This window comes from Rhodococcus sp. 14C212 (assembly GCF_011058195.1).
Lineage (GTDB): Bacteria > Actinomycetota > Actinomycetes > Mycobacteriales > Mycobacteriaceae > Rhodococcus > Rhodococcus aetherivorans.
Genome location: NZ_JAALEH010000036.1, coordinates 25,915 through 47,799, shown reverse-complemented (window position 1 = coordinate 47,799; position 21,885 = coordinate 25,915). Strand labels below are relative to the sequence as shown.

Genomic DNA, 21,885 nt, shown 5'->3' with positions numbered 1-21,885 from the left:
GACCGGCCATCCTACCGGTCGTCGGCGCGCGAAAATACGAGTGCCGTCGCGACGGCCGCGACGCCCTCGCCGCGCCCGGTCAGGCCGAGGCCGTCCGTCGTCGTCGCCGAGACCGACACCGGCGCCCCGAGCACCTCGGACAGCACCCGCTGCGCCTCGTCGCGGCGGGGACCGATCTTGGGCCTGTTGCCGATCACCTGGACGGCGGCATTCCCGATCGCGAAGCCCCCGCCGTCGAGCAGGCGCCGCACCTCGGCGAGCATGGACGCGCCGCTCGCGCCGTGCATCTCCGGCCGGCCGGTGCCGAAGACGGAACCGAGATCGCCGAGACCGGCCGCGGAGAGCAGGGCGTCGCACAGCGCGTGGGCCGCGACGTCCCCGTCCGAATGCCCCGCACACCCGTGGGCGTCCTCGAACAACAGACCGGCCAGCCAGCACGGCCGTCCGGGCTCGATCGGATGGACATCGGTTCCGATCCCGACGCGCACTCAGCTCTCCTGTTCGACGGGGGCCCCGGCCGCGAGCACGGCGCGGGCCAGGACCAGATCGAGCGGTGTGGTGATCTTGAAGGCGAGCGGTTCGCCCGGGACGGTGTACACGCCCTCGCCGAGCCGCTCGACGAGACCGGCGTCGTCGGTCGCGTCCCCGGCGCCGGCGTTGGCGCGGCGCAACAGGCCGGCGTCGAATCCCTGCGGGGTCTGTACCGCCCGGAGGACGGACCGGTCGGGGGTGCCGGTGACACGGCCGTCGCGGTCGACGCTCTTGACGGTGTCCGCGACCGGCAGCACGGGGATCACCGCGGGCCGGCCGCCGCGCAGTTCCGCCACGATCCGGGCGAACAACCGCGGCGGAGTGAGGGCGCGTGCGGCGTCGTGCACCAGGACGTAGGCGGCGTCCTCCGCGGCCGCCAGTCCGGCGCGCACCGAATCGGTGCGTTCTGTACCGCCCGCCACCACACACACCCGCGCCGGCGCCGTGGCCGCGACGGACGCCACCAGGGCCGGCGGCACCACCACGACGACCCGGTCGACCACCGCCGAGGCCAGCATGGCCTCCACCGCCCGGTCCAGCATCGTGCGCCCGTCGAGTTCGACGAACGCCTTGGGCAGCGATTCGCCCAGACGTACACCACGGCCGGCCGCCGGAATGATTCCGACGACCGGCCCGTTGCGATCGTTCATCTGTAATTCGGCAGTTCGCGTGGCCGCTCAGGAGGCGGCGGCGAGCACCTCGTCGAGCAGGCTGTCGGCCTTGACGTCGTCCGTGCCCTCCGCGAGCGCGAGCTCGCCGACGAGGATCTGCCGTGCCTTGGCCAGCATCCGCTTCTCACCTGCGGACAGGCCGCGGTCCTGCTCCCGCCGCCACAGGTCGCGCACGACCTCGGCGACCTTGTTCACGTCTCCGGAGGCCAACTTCTCGAGGTTGGCCTTGTACCGCCGCGACCAGTTGGTCGGCTCTTCGGTGTGCGGTGCGCGCAGCACCTGGAAAACCTTGTCGAGGCCTTCTTGCCCGACCACGTCGCGAACACCGACGTATTCCGCATTATCCGCAGGTACCCGAACCGTCAGGTCGCCCTGGGCGACTTTCAGAACGAGATATTCCTTCTGCTCACCCTTGATGGTGCGAGTTTCGATAGCTTCGATCAGCGCCGCACCGTGATGGGGGTATACGACGGTATCTCCGACCTTGAAAATCATGTGTCCCGTGCCCCTTTCGATTCTTCGAGTTTAACACGTGCTTACGTCCGGCTCTTATCAACGGCGCAGGTCAGGGGCACAGACGCGTGCGCGTAGGACTTGACAGCCAATTGGTTACGTGCATCCGGTGATGTTCGACACATCGCCCGGAGCGGCCCCGCGCGGCCCCGCGGACGCGGCCCGAGCGGGACGAAAGCCCCGACTTCCGCCCCCGGCGCAGACTCGGCGCCCTTCGACTACTACTCTGCCTAGTGGATTGCGAGCCTTACTCGAGTGGAGGACAACCCGTGACTGCTCCCAAAGCGCCGACTCGCCGAGTCGCGACCGCTCTCGCCCTGGCCGCGGGTGCGGCGCTCACGCTGTCCGCCTGCGGCGCCGGTCAGATCAGCCAGACCGCCACCCAGGTGGCCGCGGTCAACGGCAACAGCGCCGAGCTCGGAAACATCGCGCTGCGCAACGTGCACGTGATCTACCCGGACTCCGAGGAGTACAGCCTCGAACCCGGCGGCAAGGCCGCGCTCGGCTTCACCGTGGTCAACCTGAGCGAGACCACCCCCGACGAGCTGACCCGCATCACCACCGACTTCGCGTCCTCCGCCACCGGCGTGTCCGGCCTGCGCATCGAGCCGCAGGCCTCGATCTCGGCCGGCCTGACCGGTGAAACCCTCGCCGAGGACGCGACCGCCGAGGCCGCGACCGACGAGTCCCCGCGTCCCGCCGAGGCCGCCGAGTCCTCCGACACCCCGTCCGTGGCCCAGGTCGAGCTCACCGGACTGAAGGAGGGCGTGCGCCCCGGCCTGACCATTCCGGTCACGTTCACCTTCGCCGAGGCCGGCGACGTCACCATGGAGGTCCCGGTCGACGCCGGCCAGGACGTCGAGCGCAACGTCTCCGAGAAGTCGCCGGTCGAGGCCGAGGGTCACTGACCGGCACCCCCGAGGCGCCCGGGGCCCGGGGCGAGCACTCCGCTCGCCCCGGGCCCCGTTTTCGTGTCGGCCCCCGGCCCTAGGCTGACGCGGTGGCAAAGACGAAGTCGATCTACCGCTGCACCGACTGCGGGCACACCGTCGCGAAATGGGTCGGCCGATGCCCCGACTGCGGGACGTGGGGTTCGATGGACGAGGCGTCGGCCCTGCCCGCCGCGGTGGCGTCGCGGCCCGGCACCTCCCTCGCCCGCGCCGGGGCCGCGGCCCTTCTACCCACGACCCCGGCCACGCCGCTGACCCTCGTCGACAGCCGGACCACCCACGCGAAGCCCACCGGGATCGAGGAACTCGACCGGGTGCTCGGGGGCGGTGTCGTTCCCGGCTCGGTGGTGCTGCTCGCCGGGGAGCCCGGCGTCGGCAAGTCCACCCTGTTGCTCGAGGTGGTCCACCGCTGGGCGCGCCGCGGCAGCGACGACCGGGCCCTCTACGTCACCGGTGAGGAATCGGCGGGACAGGTACGGTTGCGCGCCGACCGCACCGGTTCGGTGCACGAACGCGTCTTCCTCGCCGCGGAGTCCGATCTGGCGACCATCTTCGGACACATCGAGCAGGTCAAGCCGACGCTGCTCGTGGTGGACTCCGTGCAGACGATGCTCGCCGCCGACGTGGAGGGCGTGTCCGGCGGCGTCACTCAGGTCCGGGCGGTGACCAGCGCGCTGACCTCGCTCGCCAAGGCCAGCGGCGTCCCGGTGCTGCTCATCGGGCACGTCACCAAGGACGGTGCGGTGGCGGGTCCGCGCTCGCTCGAGCATCTGGTCGACGTGGTGCTGCACTTCGAGGGCGACAAGCACTCCACCCTGCGCATGGTGCGGGGGGTGAAGAACCGCTTCGGCGCCGCCGACGAGGTGGGCTGCTTCGAACTGACCGAGGGCGGCATCGTCGGTGTCAGCGACCCGTCGGGGCTGTTCCTGCACCATCGGACCGAGGAAGTGGCCGGCACGGCCGTCACGGTCACCATGGACGGCAAGCGGCCGCTGCTCGGCGAACTGCAGGCGCTGGTGGTGCCGACGCAGAACCCCGCACCCCGGCGCGCCGTCAGCGGCCTGGATGCGGCACGGGTCGCGATGGTGCTGGCGGTACTCGAGCGGCGATGCCGGCTGCCGCTCGGCAAATGCGACGTCTACGCCTCGACCGTCGGCGGCATGCGCATCACCGATCCGGCCGCGGATCTGGCCCTGGCCCTGGCGGTCGCGTCGGCCGCACGTGAGCGCCCCCTGCCGCCGGGCACGGTGCTGCTCGGCGAGGTCGGCCTCGCCGGCGAGGTCCGCCGGGTCACCGGGGTCGGGCGACGCATCGCGGAGGCGGGCCGGCTCGGATTCACCCGCGCGATCGTGCCGCACGAACCCGCGGCGGCCCCGGTGGGAGGCCGCAAGTCACGGTCCCCGGCCTCCGACCGGGACCCGATCGAGGTCGGCAACGTCGGTCAGGCGCTCGCCGCGCTGGGCATGTAGACGTGTCGGAACCGGATGCGAACATGTGTTCGTGTCCGGTCACGCGACCATCCTGCACGCCGACCTCGACTCGTTCTACGCGTCGGTCGAGCAACGCGACGACCCGAGCCTGCGCGGCCGGCCCGTGATCGTGGGCGGGGGAGGCGTCGTGCTCGCCGCCAGCTACGAGGCCAAGGCCTGCGGCGTCGCGACGGCCATGTCCGGGCGCGCCGCCCGCGCCCTGTGCCCGGCGGCGATCCTCGTTCCTCCCCGCATGCACGCGTACGCGCGGGCCAGCCGCGCCGTGTTCACGGTGTTCGAGCAGACCACGCCGCTCGTCGAGGCCGTCTCCGTCGACGAGGCCTTCCTCGACGTCGCCGGGCTGTGGCGAATCGGCGGCACCCCGGCGGACATCGCGGCGCGGCTGCGGCGCGACGTCGCCGAACAGGTGGGGCTGCCGATCACGGTGGGGGTGGCCCGGACCAAGTTCCTCGCGAAGGTCGCGAGCGGCGTCGCCAAGCCGGACGGGCTGCTGGTGGTGCCTCCCGACCGGGAACTCGAGTTCCTCCACCCGCTGCCTGTCGAACGCCTGTGGGGCGTCGGCAAGGTCACCGCCGCGACCCTGCACGCGCACGGCATCCGCCGCGTGGCCGACCTGGCGCGGGAGAGCGAGGTCGAGCTCGTCGCCCTGCTCGGCAAGTCCACGGGACGTCACCTGCACGCGCTCGCACACGGGCACGATCCGAGACCGGTCCGCCCCCACCGCCGGCGCCGGTCCATAGGCGCGCAGCACGCCCTCGGCCGGCCCCTCAGCGCCGCCGGACACGATCCCGAGAAGGTCGACGCGACGCTGCGGATGCTGGTGGAACGGGTCACCGGCCGCATGCGCGCGGCCGGGCGGCCCGGTCGCACCGTGGTGCTGCGCCTGCGCTTCGCCGACTACACGCGGGTGACGCGGTCGCACACGCTGCGCGGTCCCACCGCCCGGACGGACGTCGTCCTCGGCGCCGCGCGGGAGCTGCTGGTCCAGGCGGGGCCGCTGGTCGCAGACCGGGGGCTGACCCTGATCGGCGTCGCCGTGTCGAATCTCGACTCCGCGGACACCGAACAGCTCGAGCTGCCGTTCGACGAACCGGCCTCCGACGGTGCGGCGGCCGGCCGTCCGCCCGTCGACCGCCACGCCCTGGACGCCGTGCTCGACGATGTGCACGGCCGGTTCGGCACGCGGGCGCTGACGTCGGCCTCGCTACTCGGCCGGCGTCCGCACCCGGCCGTTCCCCTTCTCCCGGAGTGACCGGGGCGGCTACACGGACGAGGTGCCGTGCGGCGACCTGGGTACCCCGTCGACGAAGTCCTTGGCCTTGTCGAAGTGCTGCGCACCGACGGTGAGGAACAACCCGCGCGACGTCGCGACGACGACGTCCGGGTCGGCGAACGGTCCCTCGACGATGCGGGCCTCCGCGCTGGTGTACACCTTGCGGCGCACCGTCCCGTCGATCCGGGCGCGCAGCTCGAGCACCGATCCGAGGGGGATGGGCTTGGCGAAGTCGATCTGCAGGTGACCGGTGACGACGGGCCGGCGCAGCACCATGCACGCCATGCCCTGCGCCTCGTCGAACGCCGTGGTCAGGATCCCGCCGTGGATGAAGCCGGGGCCGCCCTGGTAGCGGTTCGCGACGTCGAGCATGCCGGTGATCTCGAGACCCTCGCCGAACGTGAACTGCATCGCCATTCCCGCGGGCTGGTCGTCGCCGCAACCGAAGCACTTGCTCCAATGGGACGGAATCGGCGCGCCCGCCCCGGGATGGTCGTCGGGAAGCTTGGGAAGGGTGAGGTCGTCGGGCAGGGTCCAGGTACCGCTCATGGGGCAGTAATCTAGTCGGCGGTTCGGTCGGCTCCACCGGGCGGACCGGCACGAAGTGACGTTCGCCGCACCGGCCGGACACGGGAAGGATCCATCGATGACCGATGTGGCACCGTCCGTGACACTGCGCGAGACCATCGCCCGGCTCGCGCCCGGCACCGCCCTGCGCGACGGTCTCGAGCGCATCCTGCGCGGCCGCACCGGGGGTCTGATCGTTCTCGGGTTCGACGACGACGTGGCAGCGCTGTGCGACGGCGGCTTCGAACTGGACGTGGAGTTCGCCCCCACCCGGCTCCGGGAGCTGTCGAAGATGGACGGCGCGGTCGTGGTGTCCACCGACGGCGGCCGCATCGTCAGGGCCAACGTGCAGCTGGTACCCGATCACCGGATCCCCACCGTCGAGTCCGGCACGCGGCACCGCGCCGCCGAGCGCACCGCGATCCAGACGGGCTACCCGGTGGTGTCGGTGAGCCAGTCGATGAGCATCGTGACCGTTTACGTCGACGGCCAGCGGCACGTGATCAACGATTCGGCGACCATCCTCTCCCGCGCCAACCAGGCCGTCGCGACGCTCGAGCGCTACAAGTCGCGGCTGGACGAGGTCACCCGGCAGCTGTCGGTGGTGGAGATCGAGGACTTCGTGACGCTGCGCGACGCGCTCACCGTCGCGCAGCGGCTCGAGATGGTGCGGCGCGTCTCGGTGGAGATCGAACAGGAGGTGCTCGAACTGGGCACCGACGGCCGGCAGCTGGCCCTGCAGCTCGAGGAGCTGGTGGGCGACAACGACCTGGCCCGGCAGCTGATCGTGCGGGACTATCTGGCCGGCACGGAAGCGCCGCAGCTCGTCGCCGTCGAGCAGACCCTCGCCGCGCTGGACCGGCTCACCGACGTCGATCTGCTGGATCTGACGACGTTGGCGCGCGTGTTCGGGTATCCGGGCACGATCGAGGCGCTGGACGCGGCGACGAGTCCGCGCGGTTACCGCGTGCTGCATCGGGTGCCGCGGCTGCAGTCGTCGCAGATCCATCGGCTGGTCGGCTCGTTCGGAAGCCTGCAGGGCCTGCTGGCGGCGACGGCGGCGGACCTGCAGTCCGTGGAGGGCATCGGCGGGCTGTGGGCCCGCTACATCCGCGAAGGGCTGTCGCGGCTGGCGGAATCGTCGATCAGCGGCCCGTACGACTGATCCGCGAGCACGACGCCGGTCGGGCGGTGTCGGCCCGTCAGGCGATGTTGAACGGCTCGGGCGTGCTGCGCAGGCCCCCGAGCTGGCCGACCACCGTGTAAGCGCCGGCCGGGACCCGCTCCCGCGGCGCCTGACAACCGGGCTCGGAGGTCGTTCCGGACCACTTCACCGCAAAGGCGGCCTGGTCACCCGGGGCCAGCTTGCGCACATCGGCGGTGGACTCGGGGAAGCAGTCGGTGTTCGCCCACAGTCGTCGGCTGCCGTCGAGCGAGTAGACCAGCACCTGCTGCAGGCCCGCGCCGAGGTCGCGCTCGCAGGCGGTCGTGCCGATGTTCGTGATGACGATGGTGAACTCGGGCTCCTCGCCCACCTGGTAGTTGGGCCGGTCCGCGGTCACCCGCACGGCGAGCGACTGGTCCGGGCACTGCCCGGCCGCGACGGCGGACGCACTCGCCGCCGCGGAACTCGAGGACCCGGCGGACCCCGACGTCGTGCTCGACTGGGACGACCCCGACTGCGACGACCCCGACTGGGACGACCCCGAGTCGGAGCCTCCGGAGGACCCGCCGGGGCCGGCGGCGGCGACGCCGTCGGCCTCCTCGCTCCCGGTGCTGCTGGTGGGTGTGCGGGTGGTGCTGGTCTCGGACGTCAGGACGCCGGCGGCCGCCGGGTCGGGCTCCGGGTCGTCGCCCCCGCCGGTCAGGGACAGGACGAGCCACACGACGAGCGCGAGCACGACCACGCCGACACCAACGGCGAGCGCGCGTCGACGCCAGTAGATCTCGGGGGGCAGCGGCCCGGTCGGTTCAAGCACGCCTCACACGGTATGTGCCACCGGCGAGGCGCCGCCGCACCGAAGTCGGCGTGTCGCGTCAGTCGACGGTCACACCGATGTCGCCGACGTGCCCCTGCAACTGGACGTGACCGTCGGAGAGCTTGTAGGTCACGCCCGCGATGGCGCACTGCCCCTTGGCGATGCGCTCGGCGATGATCTGGGACCGCTGGCTGAGCAGCTTCCCGGTCTCCACCACGTGGCGGCCCTCGAGCTCGTCGACCGTGGACAGCCCGTCGTTGCGGCCCATGAGGATCGACGGCGCGACGCGCTCGACGATGTCCCGGATGAATCCCGGCGGAATGTCGCCCTTGTCGAGGGCGTCCAGGGTGGCCTTGACCGCGCCGCAGCTGTCGTGACCGAGCACGACGATCAACGGCACGTTCAGCACGCCGACCGCGTACTCGATCGAACCGAGCACCGCGCTGTCGATCACGTGTCCGGCGGTGCGCACGACGAACATGTCGCCGAGGCCCTGGTCGAAGATGATCTCGGCGGCCACCCGCGAGTCGCCGCATCCGAAGAGCACCGCGATGGGGTGCTGCTCGTTGACGAGGGTGGCACGGTGGTCGATGCCCTGGCTGGGGTGCAGCGGGGTACCACTGACGAATCGCTGGTTACCCTCGGTCAGGGCCTTCCACGCGGAAATGGGGTTGGAGTTCGGCATAAGGGCATTATCCATCCCTTACTGTGACGCATCCCGCTCGGTGGAGTTACCGCGGGGCTAAATCGGGCCGACAACGGGACGGGAGGATGTGAGAGATGCCGGTCGACGCGACCGCCCTGCTGCGCTGGTACGCCGCCGAGGCGAGGGATCTGCCGTGGCGCGAGGAGGGCGTCACCGGCTGGCAGATCCTGATGAGCGAGGTGATGCTGCAGCAGACGCCGGTGGCCCGCGTGGCACCGATCTGGCTGGAGTGGGTGCAGCGGTGGCCGGTGCCGTCGACGATGGCCGCCACGAGCCGGGCCGACGTCCTGCGCGCCTGGGGCAGGCTCGGATATCCGCGCCGGGCGCTGCGGCTGCACGAGTGCGCCGGGGTCCTGGCCACCGAGCACGGCGACGTGGTCCCTGCCGATGTGGACGTGCTGCTGTCGCTGCCGGGCATCGGCGCGTACACGGCGCGGGCGGTCGCCTGCTTCGCGTACGGCCGGCGCGTCCCGGTGGTGGACACGAACGTCCGTCGCGTCGTCGCACGCGCGGTGCACGGTGCCGCCGAACCCGGTAACCCGTCGGCCACCCGGGATCTGGCCGACGTCGAGTCGCTGCTGCCGCGAACCCGCGAGCGGGCGGCGACGTTCTCCGCAGCCCTGATGGAACTCGGGGCGACGATCTGCACGGCCCGCTCGCCCGACTGCGCCCGCTGCCCGCTGCCGCGGTGCGCGTGGGTGGAGGCCGGCCGGCCCGCCCACGACGGCCCGCCGCGACGGGTGCAGAAGTTCACGGGCACCGACCGTCAGGTGCGGGGCAAGCTCATGGCGGTGCTGCGCGAGAGCGACGTCCCGGTCGAGCGGCCCGTGCTGGACCGGGTGTGGCTCACGGATCCGGGGCAGCGCGACCGGGCGCTGCACTCGCTGCTCGTGGACGGCCTCGTGGAACAGACCGACGACGGGCGTTTCGCGCTCGCCGGCGAGGGCTTCGCCGGCCAGGCGTGATCAGGCGAGGGCGCGGAGGAACCGTTCGACCTCGGCGCGGTATTCGTCGGGGCGTTCGTCGTGCACCAGGTGCCCTGCGCCCGGAATCCGGGCGTACCGGGCCCCGGGATGCTCGTCGGCCATCCGCCGCATCTGTCCTTCGGGGGTGATGGTGAACTCCCCCTCGACGAGCAGGGCAGGCACCGAGATCGACCGCCACTGGTCCCAGAAGTGCCGGGCGCCCCACTCCTCGGAGATGTCGCGGAAGGTGGCCACCTCGCCGTGCAGATACCAGCCGTCGGCGCGACGCTCGAAGGAGTCGAGGAAGTACCGGCCGGCGACGTCGCCGAAGTAGCCGACGACCGCCTCCTCGTCCGGGAACGGCTGCGGCCACCGCGCGATCATCGCGGCCCAGTCCGCGGCGGTGCGGCCCCGGAAGTCGGGGGCCATGTCCTCGACGACGAGCGCGGCCACCCGGTCGGGGTGCGCGGCGGCGAAGCACCACCCGTGCAGGGCGCCCATCGAGTGCCCGATCACCACCAGCGGTTCACCGATGTCGTCGAGGTGCGCGGCGAGGTCGGCGACGAACGCCTCGGTGGTGAGCCGGTCCGGGGCGGGACGGCCGTGGCCGGCGGCGTCGAAGGTGTGGATGTGGCCGTGCGCGCGCAGCCACGGCAACTGCCGGCGCCACGTGCGGGAGCTGCCCATCAGGCCGTGCAGCAGGAGGATCGGCCGCCCGGAACCACCTTCGTCGTGCAACACAACCGCCAAGGTAGCGGAGTACGCTCGCCGCCATGGCAGTGGTGAAGATCAATGCAATCGAGGTCCCCGAGGGCGCGGGCCCGGAACTGGAGACGCGCTTCGCGCATCGCGCGCACACCGTGGAGAACTCGCCCGGCTTCCTCGGTTTCCAGCTCCTGCGGCCGGTGCAGGGCGAGACGCGCTACTTCGTGGTGACCCAGTGGGAGTCGGAGGAGGCCTTCGCGGCGTGGCGGGACGGCCCGGCCCGGCAGGCGCACGCCGGTGAGGCGAAGCGGCCGGTCGCGTCGGGGGCGTCGCTGCTCGAATTCGAGGTCGTGCTCGACGTCAAGGCCGCCGGCGAGGACACCGACCAGGGCTGAGCGCGCCGCCGTGAACGCGCAGCGCTCGTTCAACTACCCGCACGTCGGCGCCACGCGTGGCGGGGTTCCGGCGGGGTTCCGGCACGCGCACCTCACCCGCCGCCTCGGCTCGGGCGACGTCGCGTTCCGTGCCGCCGTTCGGGCACTCGAAAGTTGGAACATGCAGCGGCATGCGGGGTTTCGCGTCGATGCGACCACTCCTCCGCCGCGGGCGGGGCTGGAGGTACGGCTGGATCCACCGTTCGGTCCGGCGCGCTGGGGGGCGTGGTGCCGCGTGGTCTACGTCGTCGACGAGCCGGATCGCCGCGGTTTCGCGTACGGCACCCTCGACGGTCACCCGGTCAGCGGGGAGGAGGCGTTCGTCGTCGAGCGACGGCCCGACGGCGCGGTGTTCGGCCACATCACCGCCGTCTCCCGTCCCGGCCGATGGTTCACCCGCCTCGGCGCGCCGGTCCTGCCGCTCGCTCAGCGGTGGATGATGGGCCGCTACCTCGACGCGCTCGCCGGCCGGTGACGCACGCCGCGGGTGCGCACTTCCGGGGACGACACGCCGGGCGGTCGCCGCAGGAGGTGCGCACCCGCGGTGGTGGAATCGCTCAGGATTCGAGTGCCGCGTCGAGCGTGATATCCACCCCGGTCAGTGCCTTGCTGACCGGGCAGCCCTCCTTGGCTCCCTGCGCAGCCTTCGCGAACCCGTCGGCATCGAGGCCGTCGACCTCGCCGCGCACCGTCAGCTTGATGCCGGTGAGCCGGAAACCGCCGTCCGGGTCGGGGCCGAGCGAGACGTCGGCCGTGACGTCGAGGCTCTGCGGTGTGCCGCCGGCCTCGGCGATCAGCGCCGAGAGCTGCATCGCGTAGCACGACGAGTGTGCCGCGGCGATGAGCTCCTCCGGGCTGGTGGTGCCGCCGGCGTCCTCGGCGGCCCGCTTGGGGAACGAGACGTCGAACGTGGCGCGGCCGGAGCTGGTGAGTTCGACCTGTCCGGCGCCGTCCTGCAGGCCACCGTTCCAGGCGGTGCGAGCGGTACGTGTGGGCATCGATCGGTCCCTTCGTCGTGGGGTGTCCTCCCCCGCCGAACCTACGCCACGTCGCGCGGCCCGGCTCCGGTTCCGCACGGCGGCGGTGCCGCCCCTGTGCACGGCGGCGGTGCCGCCCCCTTGCACGGCGGCGGGCCGCGGCCGCTAGGTTCGCGGGTGTGTTCACCCGGCCGACGCTGCGCCGCGAATCGCGGCTGTTCGTCATCGGCTCCGCCCTGTTCGCCGCCGGTTCCGGCGGCGTGCTCGTCCTCCCCGCCGCCACCTCGAATCTGTTCTACTTCGTGGGCTCGTGGTTCTTCACCGCGGCAGCGACAGTGCAGCTGCTGCTGACGCACCGCCCACCCGCGGCGACGCGCGTGGACCGGTACGACTGGTGGTCGGCCGCGGTGCAGTGGGCGGGCACACTCGCGTTCAACGTGAGCACCGGATTCGCGCTCGTCGCCGGTCTGACGGCGTCCGAGGAGCGGAACCTGGTGTGGCGCCCCGACGCCGTCGGCTCGGTGTGCTTCCTCGTCAGCAGCGCACTGGCGGTGGTGGCGACCACCGACACCGACGCGCTGTGGGATCCGCACGCCCGCAACTGGCGCAGCACGTGGCTGAACATGCTCGGCTCGCTCGCATTCGGCGCCTCGGCCGTCGGCGCCCACGTCGATCCGGCCGGCGCGACGCTCGCGCCGCGGCTCGCCGACTTCGGCACGTTCGTCGGGGCGTTGTGCTTCCTCGTCGCGGCGCTGTGGATGCGGCCGGCCGATCCGGCGGAACCGCATCGCACCTGAAGGCCCCGGGTGGTCCAATGGTTTCGTGGTCTCGGGTGGCGACCGGGTGCGGGTCGAGGTGCTCGGCCCGATCCGCGTGCTGGACGCGGATCGTCGCGACATCACTCCCGACGGGCCGCTGCAGCGACGCCTGCTGGCGCTGCTGGTGCTCCGGCGGGGCCGGGTGGTGCCGGCGCACTCCGCCGTCGACGCCCTGTGGCCGTCCAGGCGGCCGGCGGACCCGGCCGCCGCCCTGCAGAACCACATGTTCCGGCTTCGCCGTGGTCTGCCCGACGGCCTGATCGAGTCGGTGGGTGAGGGCTATCGGCTCGATCCGGCCGGTGTCGAGGTCGACGCCGACCGCCTCGTGGCGGCCCTGAGCGCGGGAGCGACGGGGGAGGCCGTCGCGCCGGCCGGGATCGACGCCGTGCTCGCCCGCTGGCGGGGTCCCGCCTACCCCGAACTCGACGAGGTGGAGGAGGCCCGGGCGGAGGCGACGCGGCTGGAGGAGCTGCGTTCCCGGGCCCACGAGGTCCGGGCCGAGGTGCGGCTCGCGCGGGGCGACACCGACGGCCTCGTTGCCGAACTGGTGGCGCTCGCCGACGCACAACCGTTGCGGGAACGGCCGCGCGCGCTGCTGATGACCGCACTCGCGGCAACCGGACGCCGGGCCGAGGCGCTACGGGTCTACGACGACTTCCGGCGGCTGCTCGGCGACGAGCTGGGCATCGAACCGTCGCCGGCACTGGCGGCCCACCACGCGGAACTGCTCGCCGGTGTCACCGACCGGGTGTGGGCGCCGGTGGGCCGGTTGCCGGTTCCGGCGACATCGCTCGTCGGCCGGGACGCCCTGGCGGTGGCGGTGACCGAGCTGGCGGAGTCCGGACGCCTGGTGACCCTGGTCGGTCCGGGCGGGGTGGGCAAGACCCGGTTGCTCCTCGAGGTCGGGCACCGGCTCCGTGCCGGACGACCGGACCGGCCGGTGGTGCTGTGCGAATTGGCCACTGCCGACCCGGACTCCGCGGTCGACGTGGTCGCCGCCGGCCTGCGAATCGACGCCCGTCCCGGCACCTCCCTCGCCGAGCGGGTGGCCGACGTGCTGGGTGACACCGAGATCGTGCTGCTGCTCGACAACTGTGAGCACGTGCTCGATCCGATCGCCGCGGTCGTCGAACGCCTGCTCGCCATCTGCGCGCACGTGCGGATCGTGGCGACGAGCCGGGAGCGGCTCCGAGTCGTGGGTGAGCACGTCCGCAGCGTGCCGACGCTGTCGTACGACGGCGAGGACGCACCGGCCGTGCGGTTGTTCGAGGAGCGGGCGCGGGCCGTCGTCCCCGGCTTCGAGCCGGACGGGCGAGAACGCGCCTGCATCGCCGAGATCGTGCGGCGCCTGGACGGGTTGCCGTTGGCGATCGAGCTGGCGGCTGCGCGCCTGCACACCCACGAGGTCGCGGAGGTCGCCGCGGGCCTGGACCACCGCTTCGAGCTGCTGGCGTCGGGGTACCGCACGTCGCCACGGCACGGGTCGCTGGCCGCGGCGGTGTCGTGGTCGTTCGGGCTGCTCGCGGAGGATCTGCAGCGGACCTTCGCGGAACTGTCGGTGTTCTCGGGATCGTTCGACGCGGCCGACGCCGCGGCGGTCTGCGGCACGGATCCGGGGACGGTCACCGCGGCGTTGACGCACCTCGTGGAGCGCTCGCTGGTGATGCGGATACCCGGCCGCCGGTACATGCTGCTCGAGACGCTGCGGGCGTTCGGCGCCGAACAGCTCACCCGCGAGGGCCGGGTCGACCTCGTCGCGGAACGGCACGCCCGGCACCTGGCCGACTGGGTCGACCGCGCCGATCGACGACTGCTGCAGCCGGGTGAGCCGGTCCTGGCGCAGATCGATGCCGCCGTACCGGAGTTGCGCAGCGCGCTCGGCTGGTTGCTCGACCACGACGAGGTCGCGCTCGCCGGGCGTCTCGTCAACGCCCTGCTGGACTACGGGATCTTCCGGCTGCGACCGGACGTGCTGGGCTGGGCGCGGATGGTGATCGACGCCGATCCGGCGGGCCGGAGCCCGTTCGCGGCGCGCGTGCGGGTGGTGGCCGCCTACGCGGCATGGATGTCCGGCGACGTGGCCGAGACGGGCCGGCTCAGCGCTGTTGCGCTGCGCGCCGTCGAGCGGGGGAAGACCGAGCCGGCGGCGGAGGCGATGACCGTTCGCGGGAGCTACGAGTTGTTCGAGGGGCATCTCGACGAGGCCGCCGCCTGGTATCGGCGGGCCGCCGCGGCCGCCGCGACCGACCCGGCGCAGCGGCTCATGGCGCGTGCCACCGAGCTGCTGCCGTTGGGCTATGCGGGTGACCCGGCCGCCGTCGAGCAGGCCGAGGCACTCCTCGCCGAGGTCGCCGACGCACGCACGCCGCACGCCGCGTATGTCTGGCACTGCGCCGGGGAGGCGGACCTGGCAGTCGACGTCGAACGGGCCCGCGCGCGCTTCGCTCGGGCCCTGGACATCGCGGCGCAGACGAACGCCTCGTTCGTCACCGGTCTCGCCGGCGCGTCGAAGGCGTCACTCGACGCCCGGATCGGTGATCCCGCGGCCGCCGCCGACGAGTACCGGCGGCTGATCCCGCACTGGCGGCGGGCCGGGATGTGGTCGACGCAATGGACGATGCTGCGCTCGATCGCCGGACTTCTCGAACGCCTGGGCCACCACCGCGACGCCGCGGTGCTCGAGGGGGCCGTCCGCGCGACCGCGGCCGGTCACCGCATCTTCGGCGCCGACGAGGTGGCCCTGGACGAGCTCGGTGCGCGACTGCGCGCCGAGCTCGGCGACGACGCGTACGAGGCGGCGCGACGACACGGCGCGATGCTCGACGGCGAGGCCGCCGCCGAGCATGCGCTCCGCGCGCTGTGACCGACCGGGCCGGGAGCCCGGACCTCACCACCTGGGCTGTTCGCCGAGAATGCCCAGCAACGACTTGCCGACGAGCTCGTGGGTCAGCGCGTCGTTGCCGGGGTGGAATCCCCCGCACCGCACGTCGCGGTAGAGGCGTTCGAGCTCGTTGCCGGTGAACATGCCGGCGCCACCGGCCACGTCGAGGGCGATGTCCACGACCCGTTTGGCCGCCTCCACCGCCCGCCACTTCATCGCATACACCTTCGGCACCCACTCGTCGCCGTGGTCCGTGCCGGCGACCCGGTCCGCGACGAACCGGTCGAGCGTCGCCGAGGCGGCGTCCAGCTCGAGGTACATCTCCGCGACCTGGTGCTGCACGAACGGGTTGTAGGCGTACGCGCCCCGCTCGATCGCCACCGAGGTCTTGCGCCGGGCGCTGCGGACGGAAAGTTCCAGGGCGCGGTCGGCGATCCCCAGATACACCGCGGCCATCAGCGAGAGCGGCCACATCGTCATCGCCACGAGGAACGGGTCGCTGCCGTCGCCCGCGGGGACGACCCGCCCGATGCGGTCGTCGGGCACGAAGACGTCGTCGAGGACCGTGTCGTGGCTCTGCGTGGGCCGCATGCCGAGGGTGTCCCACGTCTCTACGACCTTCACCCCCGCGCTGCCTCGTTCGACGAACGCGTGCACGATGTGCGGCCCGCCCGCCGCGTCCGCGTCGACGGCGTGCGCGCCGAGCCACCGCCACGCCGGACCGTTGGAGCCGAACTGTTTGCGGCCGGTGAGCCGGTAGCCGCCCGCCACGCGCTGCGCCCGGCACGTCGACAGCAGCACCGGGATGTCGTTGCCCGTCTCGGCGTGTCCGGCAGCGAACACGTCGCCGGCCACCGCGGCCTCCAGGATCCAGCGGAGCGACGTGTCGCCCGTGCGTTCCAGTTCGGTGGCGATCCCGATCCAGTAGGAGTGCATCGTCATCGCCAGCGCGGTCGCCGGGGCGTAACGGGCGAGGCGCCGCTGGCTCGCGGCCAGCCGGGCCAGATCGAGCCCCCATCCCCCGTGGCGGGTGGGTACGGCGGCGGCGAGATAGCCGGCGGCCCGCAACTCGGCGAGGTCCTCGTCGAAGTAGGAGTTGGACCGGTCGAGTTCGCCGGCACGGGATCGGAACCGCTCCAGCATCTCGGTCGGCAACTCGGTTGCGGTCCGGTTTCGGGTCGGGTTCATGGTGAGTGTGGTGTCCATGGCCACGACGATGCGCCCGCCTGCCCTCACCGCGCTCCCACCGGATCACAGCGCGCCGAGAGCGCGCGGGAGCGCCGGGACAGGGCCCGCAGGAACCGTGACAGGCATGAACGCGACGACATCCCTGCCCCTGCCCGGGACGATCCTGTCGATCTGGGCCCACCCCGACGACGAGACCTACCTCGCCGCCGGCGTCATGGCCGCCGCCCGCGACGACGGCCGGCGCGTCGTGTGCGCCTCGGCGACCGCCGGCGAGCACGGAACCGCAGACCCCGCCTCGTGGCCCCCCGAGCGGCTGGGCCGGGTCCGCCGCTGGGAAGCGGCCGCCGCCATGGCCGTCCTCGGTGTCGAGGAGCACCACGTCCTCGGCCTGCCGGACGGCGCCCTCGCCGAGCACGAGGACGCCGGTCTCGCGTGGGCCGGACGGCTCCTCGACGATGTCCGCCCCGACACGATCCTGACCTTCGGCGCCGACGGGATGACCTACCACCCCGACCACACCGCCGTGCACCGCTGGGTCACCCGGGCCTGGCGTGCCCGCGGCGGCCGTTCCCGGCTGCTGTACGCCACCCCCACCGTGGAGCATCTCGACCGGTTCCGGGACCTCTACGAGGAATGGGGCATGTACATGAGCGACGAGCGCCCCACGGGCGTGCCCGAAGAGCGGCTCGCGATCCACGTCCGGCTGCACGGGCTCGCGCTCGACCGCAAACTCACCGCGCTGCGGGTCATGGCGACCCAGACCGCCGACCTCGTCGCGCGGATCGACCCGGCGGTCTACGCGGCCCAGATCGCGGAGGAGGCGTTCGTCGACGCCCGTCGCATCCCGGACCTCGGGGCTGCGGCGGCGAGAACCGCGGTGGCGCTGTGACGGGCCGGGCTACCGGTGCCGCTCGGCGAGGTGCTCGGCCGACGACCGGACCTGTTCCCGGAGCCCGGGCGGCCCGAGCAGCTCGGCGTCGTCGCCGAGTTGCCACATCGCGGCGCCGGCGTGGGCAGCCCCGCCGAACTCCGCCGCGGCCTCCCACCAGCCGTCACCGGTGGGCCGCTGCGCGACGACGCGGATCGCGATCGCCGCGAGGTCTTCCCGGCGCCGGTCCCGGATCCGCACCGCGGCGGTGACAGTGCCCAGGCCGGCCCGGAACTCGGTGCGGCGCCGCTGCCAGATCCGGGCGAGGTCGACGTCGGGTGGGCGGTGAGCGGCGGTGTCGAGCAGTTGCACCCGTTCCATGCGGGAGAGGCGGTAGGTGCGTTCGGCGCCGCGATGCAGCGCCACCAGATACCAGCGGCCCGCCGCGCTGACCAACCCGAGCGGGTCGACGGTCCGCCACCGCGCCTCGGCGCCGCGGGAGCGGTAGCGGATGCGCAGGCGGCGATCGGCGAACACGGCCTGCTGCACGACGCCGAGGTGCTCGTCCCGCCGGTGATCGACCACCCACCCCGACGAGCTGACGACGATCCGCTCCCCGACCCGCGCCGCGGCGGTGCGCTGCGCCTCGGGCAGCGCGACGGTCACCTTCCGCATCGCCGAGGCGAACGCGGACGCCATGCCGAGCGAGTCGGGGGTGGTCGACGTGCTCGCCGCGAGCAGGGCGGTCGCCTCGTCGACGGTCAGGCCGGTCAGGTCGGTGGTGAAGCCGGGCAGCAGCGCGAACCCGCCGTCGCGTCCGCGTTCGGCGTAGACGGGGATCCCGGCCGCCGACAGGGCCTCGACGTCGCGCAGCACGGTACGCACCGAGACCTCCAGTTCCCTGGCGATCGCGGGCGCGGTCACCCGGCCGCGGTGTCGCAGCAGCAGGACCAGGGACAGCAACCGATCGGCTCGCACCTGCCGAACTCTCCCAGAAATACCTGACAGAAGGTGTCATGTTTCGCGCGCAGGATCGGGTCCGGCAGCAACCACACGACCGAAAGGCCCGACATGAGCACCGCGTCCGACCCCCGTCCCCTCTACCGCGACGCCCTGGCGTGGGTGGCCACGCTGATCGACGAGGTCCGCCCCGAACAGACGGCCGACCCGACGCCCTGTCCGGACTACGACGTGCGCGCCCTGCTCGGCCACCTCGTCGCCACCGTCGATCGCGGCCGCGTGATCGGCGGCGACGGCGACCCGCTGAGTGTTCCGGAGTTCCTGACCGGCGTGCCCGACGACGCGTGGCACGCCGAACTCGAGCGGGCGCAGGCCCACTACCGGACCGTGTGGAGCGACGACGACCTGCTCGACCGGCCCGTCGTCGCGCCGTGGGGAACGGTGCCCGGCCGCGCCGCCGTGCTGAGCAATCTCAACGAGGCCCTCGTGCACGGCTGGGATCTCGCCGTCGCCACGGGACTGCCGGCCGAGCCGGATCCGGTGCTCGTGGAGGCCGCGTTCGTCGTCGCGCGCAGCAAGATCCCGGCCTCCGTGCGCGGCGGACGGGTTCCCTTCGGCGCGGCCGTCGAGCCGGCGCCGGACGCGAGTCCCGTCGAGCGGCTCGCGAACTGGTCCGGGCGGGACACCGCGGCCTGGCGGCGCTGATCCGGGCACCCGAACGCCGACGGGCGGCACCCGCAGTGGGTGCCGCCCGTCGGCGTTCGTCGGAGCAGGACTACTCGGCGTCCTTGGCCAGGGCCACCGCCGGGGTGTCGGGGACCTCGGCCGGCTTCTCGCTCGGGGTGAAGGTGAACTTCACGTTCTCGCCGGCACCCTCGCCGTCCCAGCCTTCGACGTCGACCAGGACGATCTGGCCGGGGCCGATCTCGTTGAAGAGGATCTTCTCCGAGAGCTGGTCCTCGATCTCGCGCTGGATCGTGCGGCGCAGCGGCCGGGCGCCGAGGACCGGATCGAAGCCGCGCTTCGCGAGCAGGGACTTCGCCTTCTCGGTGAGCTCGATGCCCATGTCCTTGTTCTTCAGCTGCACCTCGACGCGACCGATCATCAGGTCCACCATCTGGATGATCTGATCCTGCGTGAGCTGGTGGAAGACGATGATGTCGTCGATGCGGTTGAGGAACTCGGGCCGGAAGTGCTTCTTCAGCTCGTCGTTGACCTTGAGCTTCATCCGCTCGTAGTTCGACTCGGCGCCGGAGCCCTTGGTGAAGCCCAGGCCGACCGCCTTCGAGATGTCGGCGGTACCGAGGTTCGAGGTGAAGATCAGCACGGTGTTCTTGAAGTCGACCGTGCGTCCCTGGCCGTCGGTGAGGCGGCCGTCCTCGAGGACCTGCAGGAGGGTGTTGTAGATCTCCTGGTGGGCCTTCTCGATCTCGTCGAACAGGACCACGGAGAACGGCTTGCGGCGCACCTTCTCGGTGAGCTGGCCGCCCTCTTCGTAGCCGACGTAGCCCGGAGGGGCACCGAAGAGCCGCGACGCGGTGAACCGGTCGTGGAACTCGCCCATGTCGATCTGGATGAGCGCGTCGTCCTCGCCGAACAGGAAGTTCGCGAGCGCCTTCGACAACTCGGTCTTACCGACACCGGACGGGCCGGCGAAGATGAACGAACCGGCGGGACGCTTCGGGTCCTTCAGGCCGGCGCGGGTACGCCGGATCGCCTTGGCGACAGCCCTGACGGCGTCCTCCTGCCCGATGATCCGCTTGTGCAGCTCGTCCTCCATACGGAGCAGACGGGTGGTCTCCTCCTCGGTGAGCTTGAACACCGGGATACCGGTCCAGTTGGCGAGGACCTCGGCGATCTGCTCCTCGTCGACCTCGGCGATGACGTCGAGATCACCGGCGCGCCACTGCTTCTCGCGCTCGGCGCGCTGCGCGACGAGCTGCTTCTCCTTGTCGCGCAGGTTTGCGGCCTTCTCGAAGTCCTGCGCGTCGATCGCGGACTCCTTCTCCCGGCGCGCGTCGGCGATCTTGTCGTCGAACTCGCGCAGGTCCGGCGGCGCGGTCATCCGGCGGATGCGCATGCGCGCACCGGCCTCGTCGATGAGGTCGATCGCCTTGTCCGGCAGGAAACGGTCGTTGATGTAGCGGTCGGCGAGGCTCGCCGCGGCGACCAGCGCCTTGTCGGTGATGGACACGCGGTGGTGCGCCTCGTACCGGTCGCGCAGGCCCTTGAGGATCTCGATGGTGTGCTCCACCGTCGGCTCGCCCACCTGCACCGGCTGGAACCGGCGCTCGAGCGCGGCGTCCTTCTCGATGTACTTGCGGTACTCGTCGAGGGTGGTGGCACCGATGGTCTGCAGCTCGCCGCGCGCCAGCTTCGGCTTCAGGATCGACGCCGCGTCGATGGCGCCCTCGGCGGCACCCGCGCCGACGAGCGTATGCAGCTCGTCGATGAACAGGATGATGTCGCCGCGGCTGTTGATCTCCTTGAGCACCTTCTTCAGGCGTTCCTCGAAGTCACCGCGGTAGCGGCTGCCCGCGACCAGCGAACCGAGGTCGAGGGTGTACAGCTGCTTGTCCTTGAGTGTCTCGGGGACCTCGCCGTTCACGATGGCCTGCGCCAGGCCCTCGACGACGGCGGTCTTGCCGACGCCCGGCTCGCCGATGAGCACCGGGTTGTTCTTGGTGCGACGGCTCAGGACCTGCATGACGCGCTCGATTTCCTTCGCGCGGCCGATGACGGGGTCGAGCTTGCCCTCGAGCGCGGCCTGCGTGAGGTTGCGGCCGAACTGGTCGAGCACCAGCGACGTCGACGGGGTGCCGGCCTCGCCACGGCTGGGACCGGATTCCTGGGGCTCCTTGCCCTGGTATCCGGAGAGCAGCTGGATGACCTGCTGGCGCACCCGGTTCAGGTCCGCACCGAGCTTGACGAGCACCTGTGCCGCAACGCCCTCACCCTCGCGGATGAGACCGAGGAGGATGTGCTCGGTACCGATGTAGTTGTGTCCGAGCTGCAGCGCCTCACGCAGGCTGAGCTCGAGCACCTTCTTGGCACGGGGCGTGAACGGGATGTGGCCCGACGGGGCCTGCTGTCCCTGGCCGATGATCTCCTCGACCTGGCTGCGGACGCCTTCGAGGGAGATCCCCAAAGATTCGAGCGACTTGGCCGCTACGCCCTCACCTTCGTGAATGAGGCCCAGGAGAATGTGCTCCGTGCCGATGTAGTTGTGGTTGAGCATCCTGGCCTCTTCCTGAGCCAGGACGACGACGCGCCGCGCGCGATCGGTGAACCTTTCGAACATCGCACTCCCTCACACTCTCCGGCCGACAGGTCCGGTACGCGGATCGTTCCGGACCCGGCTGCCGCGTTTCGCTCCGGCACTCGAGTCGTCGAGTGGAACCAGGTTCCA

The 21,885-nt window shown here is 72.1% G+C and carries 22 protein-coding genes; 11 read left to right on the top strand and 11 right to left on the bottom strand.

Annotation, left to right across the window (positions count from 1 at the left end; genetic code table 11):
- Positions 1-11 precede the first annotated feature (11 nt).
- The 3 genes from ispF to carD are packed head-to-tail and all read right to left on the bottom strand — an operon-like array spanning position 12 to position 1,697.
- Positions 12-488 (bottom strand): 2-C-methyl-D-erythritol 2,4-cyclodiphosphate synthase, encoded by a 477-nt coding sequence (gene ispF / locus G6038_RS16960; RefSeq protein WP_165038984.1) that lies wholly within the window; start codon positions 486-488, stop codon positions 12-14.
- Entirely contained in the window at positions 489-1,181 is a 693-nt protein-coding gene (gene ispD / locus G6038_RS16955) for a 2-C-methyl-D-erythritol 4-phosphate cytidylyltransferase (RefSeq protein WP_165038983.1), read from the bottom strand.
- A gap of 27 nt (positions 1,182-1,208) precedes the next feature.
- Positions 1,209-1,697 carry an RNA polymerase-binding transcription factor CarD gene (gene carD, locus G6038_RS16950; RefSeq protein WP_003935974.1) on the bottom strand — a complete coding sequence of 163 codons (489 nt, stop codon included), beginning with the start codon at positions 1,695-1,697 and terminating at the stop codon, positions 1,209-1,211.
- 287 nt (positions 1,698-1,984) lie between these two features.
- On the opposite strand from carD, the gene G6038_RS16945 reads away from it, so the two are divergent.
- From G6038_RS16945 to dinB, 3 genes are all read left to right on the top strand, one after another.
- Positions 1,985-2,623, top strand: coding sequence for a hypothetical protein (locus tag G6038_RS16945; RefSeq protein WP_165038982.1), 639 nt, complete (start codon positions 1,985-1,987; stop codon positions 2,621-2,623).
- A gap of 92 nt (positions 2,624-2,715) precedes the next feature.
- Entirely contained in the window at positions 2,716-4,134 is a 1,419-nt protein-coding gene (gene radA / locus G6038_RS16940) for a DNA repair protein RadA (protein ID WP_165038981.1), read from the top strand.
- A 25-nt stretch (positions 4,135-4,159) separates the two neighbouring features.
- Entirely contained in the window at positions 4,160-5,407 is a 1,248-nt protein-coding gene (gene dinB / locus G6038_RS16935) for a DNA polymerase IV (protein WP_165038980.1), read from the top strand.
- A 9-nt stretch (positions 5,408-5,416) separates the two neighbouring features.
- On the opposite strand, the gene G6038_RS16930 is transcribed toward dinB, so the two are convergent.
- Positions 5,417-5,977, bottom strand: coding sequence for a PaaI family thioesterase (locus G6038_RS16930; protein ID WP_165038979.1), 561 nt, complete (start codon positions 5,975-5,977; stop codon positions 5,417-5,419).
- Between the two features lie 97 nt (positions 5,978-6,074).
- On the opposite strand from G6038_RS16930, the gene disA reads away from it, so the two are divergent.
- Entirely contained in the window at positions 6,075-7,160 is a 1,086-nt protein-coding gene (gene disA / locus G6038_RS16925; protein WP_006947908.1) for a DNA integrity scanning diadenylate cyclase DisA, read from the top strand.
- Between the two features lie 37 nt (positions 7,161-7,197).
- Here disA and G6038_RS16920 read toward each other — a convergent pair whose 3' ends face one another.
- Together G6038_RS16920 and G6038_RS16915 are read right to left on the bottom strand one after the other, a co-directional pair.
- Positions 7,198-7,974, bottom strand: a complete 777-nt coding sequence (locus G6038_RS16920; protein WP_165038978.1) for a hypothetical protein — start codon at positions 7,972-7,974, stop codon at positions 7,198-7,200.
- Between the two features lie 58 nt (positions 7,975-8,032).
- Positions 8,033-8,659, bottom strand: coding sequence for a carbonic anhydrase (locus G6038_RS16915; RefSeq protein WP_006947904.1), 627 nt, complete (start codon positions 8,657-8,659; stop codon positions 8,033-8,035).
- 95 nt (positions 8,660-8,754) lie between these two features.
- On the opposite strand from G6038_RS16915, the gene G6038_RS16910 reads away from it, so the two are divergent.
- Positions 8,755-9,645 (top strand): A/G-specific adenine glycosylase, encoded by an 891-nt coding sequence (locus G6038_RS16910; protein WP_165038977.1) that lies wholly within the window; start codon positions 8,755-8,757, stop codon positions 9,643-9,645.
- Here G6038_RS16910 and G6038_RS16905 read toward each other — a convergent pair whose 3' ends face one another.
- Entirely contained in the window at positions 9,646-10,386 is a 741-nt protein-coding gene (locus tag G6038_RS16905; protein WP_165038976.1) for an alpha/beta hydrolase, read from the bottom strand.
- A 32-nt stretch (positions 10,387-10,418) separates the two neighbouring features.
- On the opposite strand from G6038_RS16905, the gene G6038_RS16900 reads away from it, so the two are divergent.
- Entirely contained in the window at positions 10,419-10,745 is a 327-nt protein-coding gene (locus G6038_RS16900; protein ID WP_006947900.1) for an antibiotic biosynthesis monooxygenase, read from the top strand.
- A 10-nt stretch (positions 10,746-10,755) separates the two neighbouring features.
- Positions 10,756-11,259 (top strand): DUF1990 domain-containing protein, encoded by a 504-nt coding sequence (locus tag G6038_RS16895; protein ID WP_165038975.1) that lies wholly within the window; start codon positions 10,756-10,758, stop codon positions 11,257-11,259.
- Between the two features lie 82 nt (positions 11,260-11,341).
- Here G6038_RS16895 and G6038_RS16890 read toward each other — a convergent pair whose 3' ends face one another.
- Positions 11,342-11,782, bottom strand: a complete 441-nt coding sequence (locus G6038_RS16890) for an OsmC family protein (RefSeq protein ID WP_006947898.1) — start codon at positions 11,780-11,782, stop codon at positions 11,342-11,344.
- Positions 11,783-11,940: 158 nt separating this feature from the next.
- On the opposite strand from G6038_RS16890, the gene G6038_RS16885 reads away from it, so the two are divergent.
- Positions 11,941-12,558 carry a YrhK family protein gene (locus G6038_RS16885; protein ID WP_165038974.1) on the top strand — a complete coding sequence of 206 codons (618 nt, stop codon included), beginning with the start codon at positions 11,941-11,943 and terminating at the stop codon, positions 12,556-12,558.
- A gap of 25 nt (positions 12,559-12,583) precedes the next feature.
- Positions 12,584-15,442, top strand: coding sequence for a BTAD domain-containing putative transcriptional regulator (locus tag G6038_RS16880; RefSeq protein ID WP_165038973.1), 2,859 nt, complete (start codon positions 12,584-12,586; stop codon positions 15,440-15,442).
- Positions 15,443-15,466: 24 nt separating this feature from the next.
- Here the strand turns inward: G6038_RS16880 and G6038_RS16875 are convergent, their stop codons facing one another.
- Positions 15,467-16,666 (bottom strand): acyl-CoA dehydrogenase family protein, encoded by a 1,200-nt coding sequence (locus G6038_RS16875; protein WP_165038972.1) that lies wholly within the window; start codon positions 16,664-16,666, stop codon positions 15,467-15,469.
- Positions 16,667-16,772: 106 nt separating this feature from the next.
- Between G6038_RS16875 and G6038_RS16870 the strand changes: the two genes are divergently transcribed.
- Positions 16,773-17,537 (top strand): PIG-L family deacetylase, encoded by a 765-nt coding sequence (locus G6038_RS16870; RefSeq protein WP_165038971.1) that lies wholly within the window; start codon positions 16,773-16,775, stop codon positions 17,535-17,537.
- A 9-nt stretch (positions 17,538-17,546) separates the two neighbouring features.
- On the opposite strand, the gene G6038_RS16865 is transcribed toward G6038_RS16870, so the two are convergent.
- Complete coding sequence (locus G6038_RS16865) at positions 17,547-18,494, bottom strand: WYL domain-containing protein (RefSeq protein ID WP_165038970.1); 948 nt, start codon at positions 18,492-18,494, stop codon at positions 17,547-17,549.
- 93 nt (positions 18,495-18,587) lie between these two features.
- Here G6038_RS16865 and G6038_RS16860 point away from each other — a divergent pair, with 93 nt between their 5' ends.
- Positions 18,588-19,181 carry a TIGR03086 family metal-binding protein gene (locus G6038_RS16860; RefSeq protein ID WP_165038969.1) on the top strand — a complete coding sequence of 198 codons (594 nt, stop codon included), beginning with the start codon at positions 18,588-18,590 and terminating at the stop codon, positions 19,179-19,181.
- 70 nt (positions 19,182-19,251) lie between these two features.
- On the opposite strand, the gene G6038_RS16855 is transcribed toward G6038_RS16860, so the two are convergent.
- Positions 19,252-21,777, bottom strand: a complete 2,526-nt coding sequence (locus tag G6038_RS16855; protein ID WP_165038968.1) for an ATP-dependent Clp protease ATP-binding subunit — start codon at positions 21,775-21,777, stop codon at positions 19,252-19,254.
- Positions 21,778-21,885: the final 108 nt, after the last annotated feature.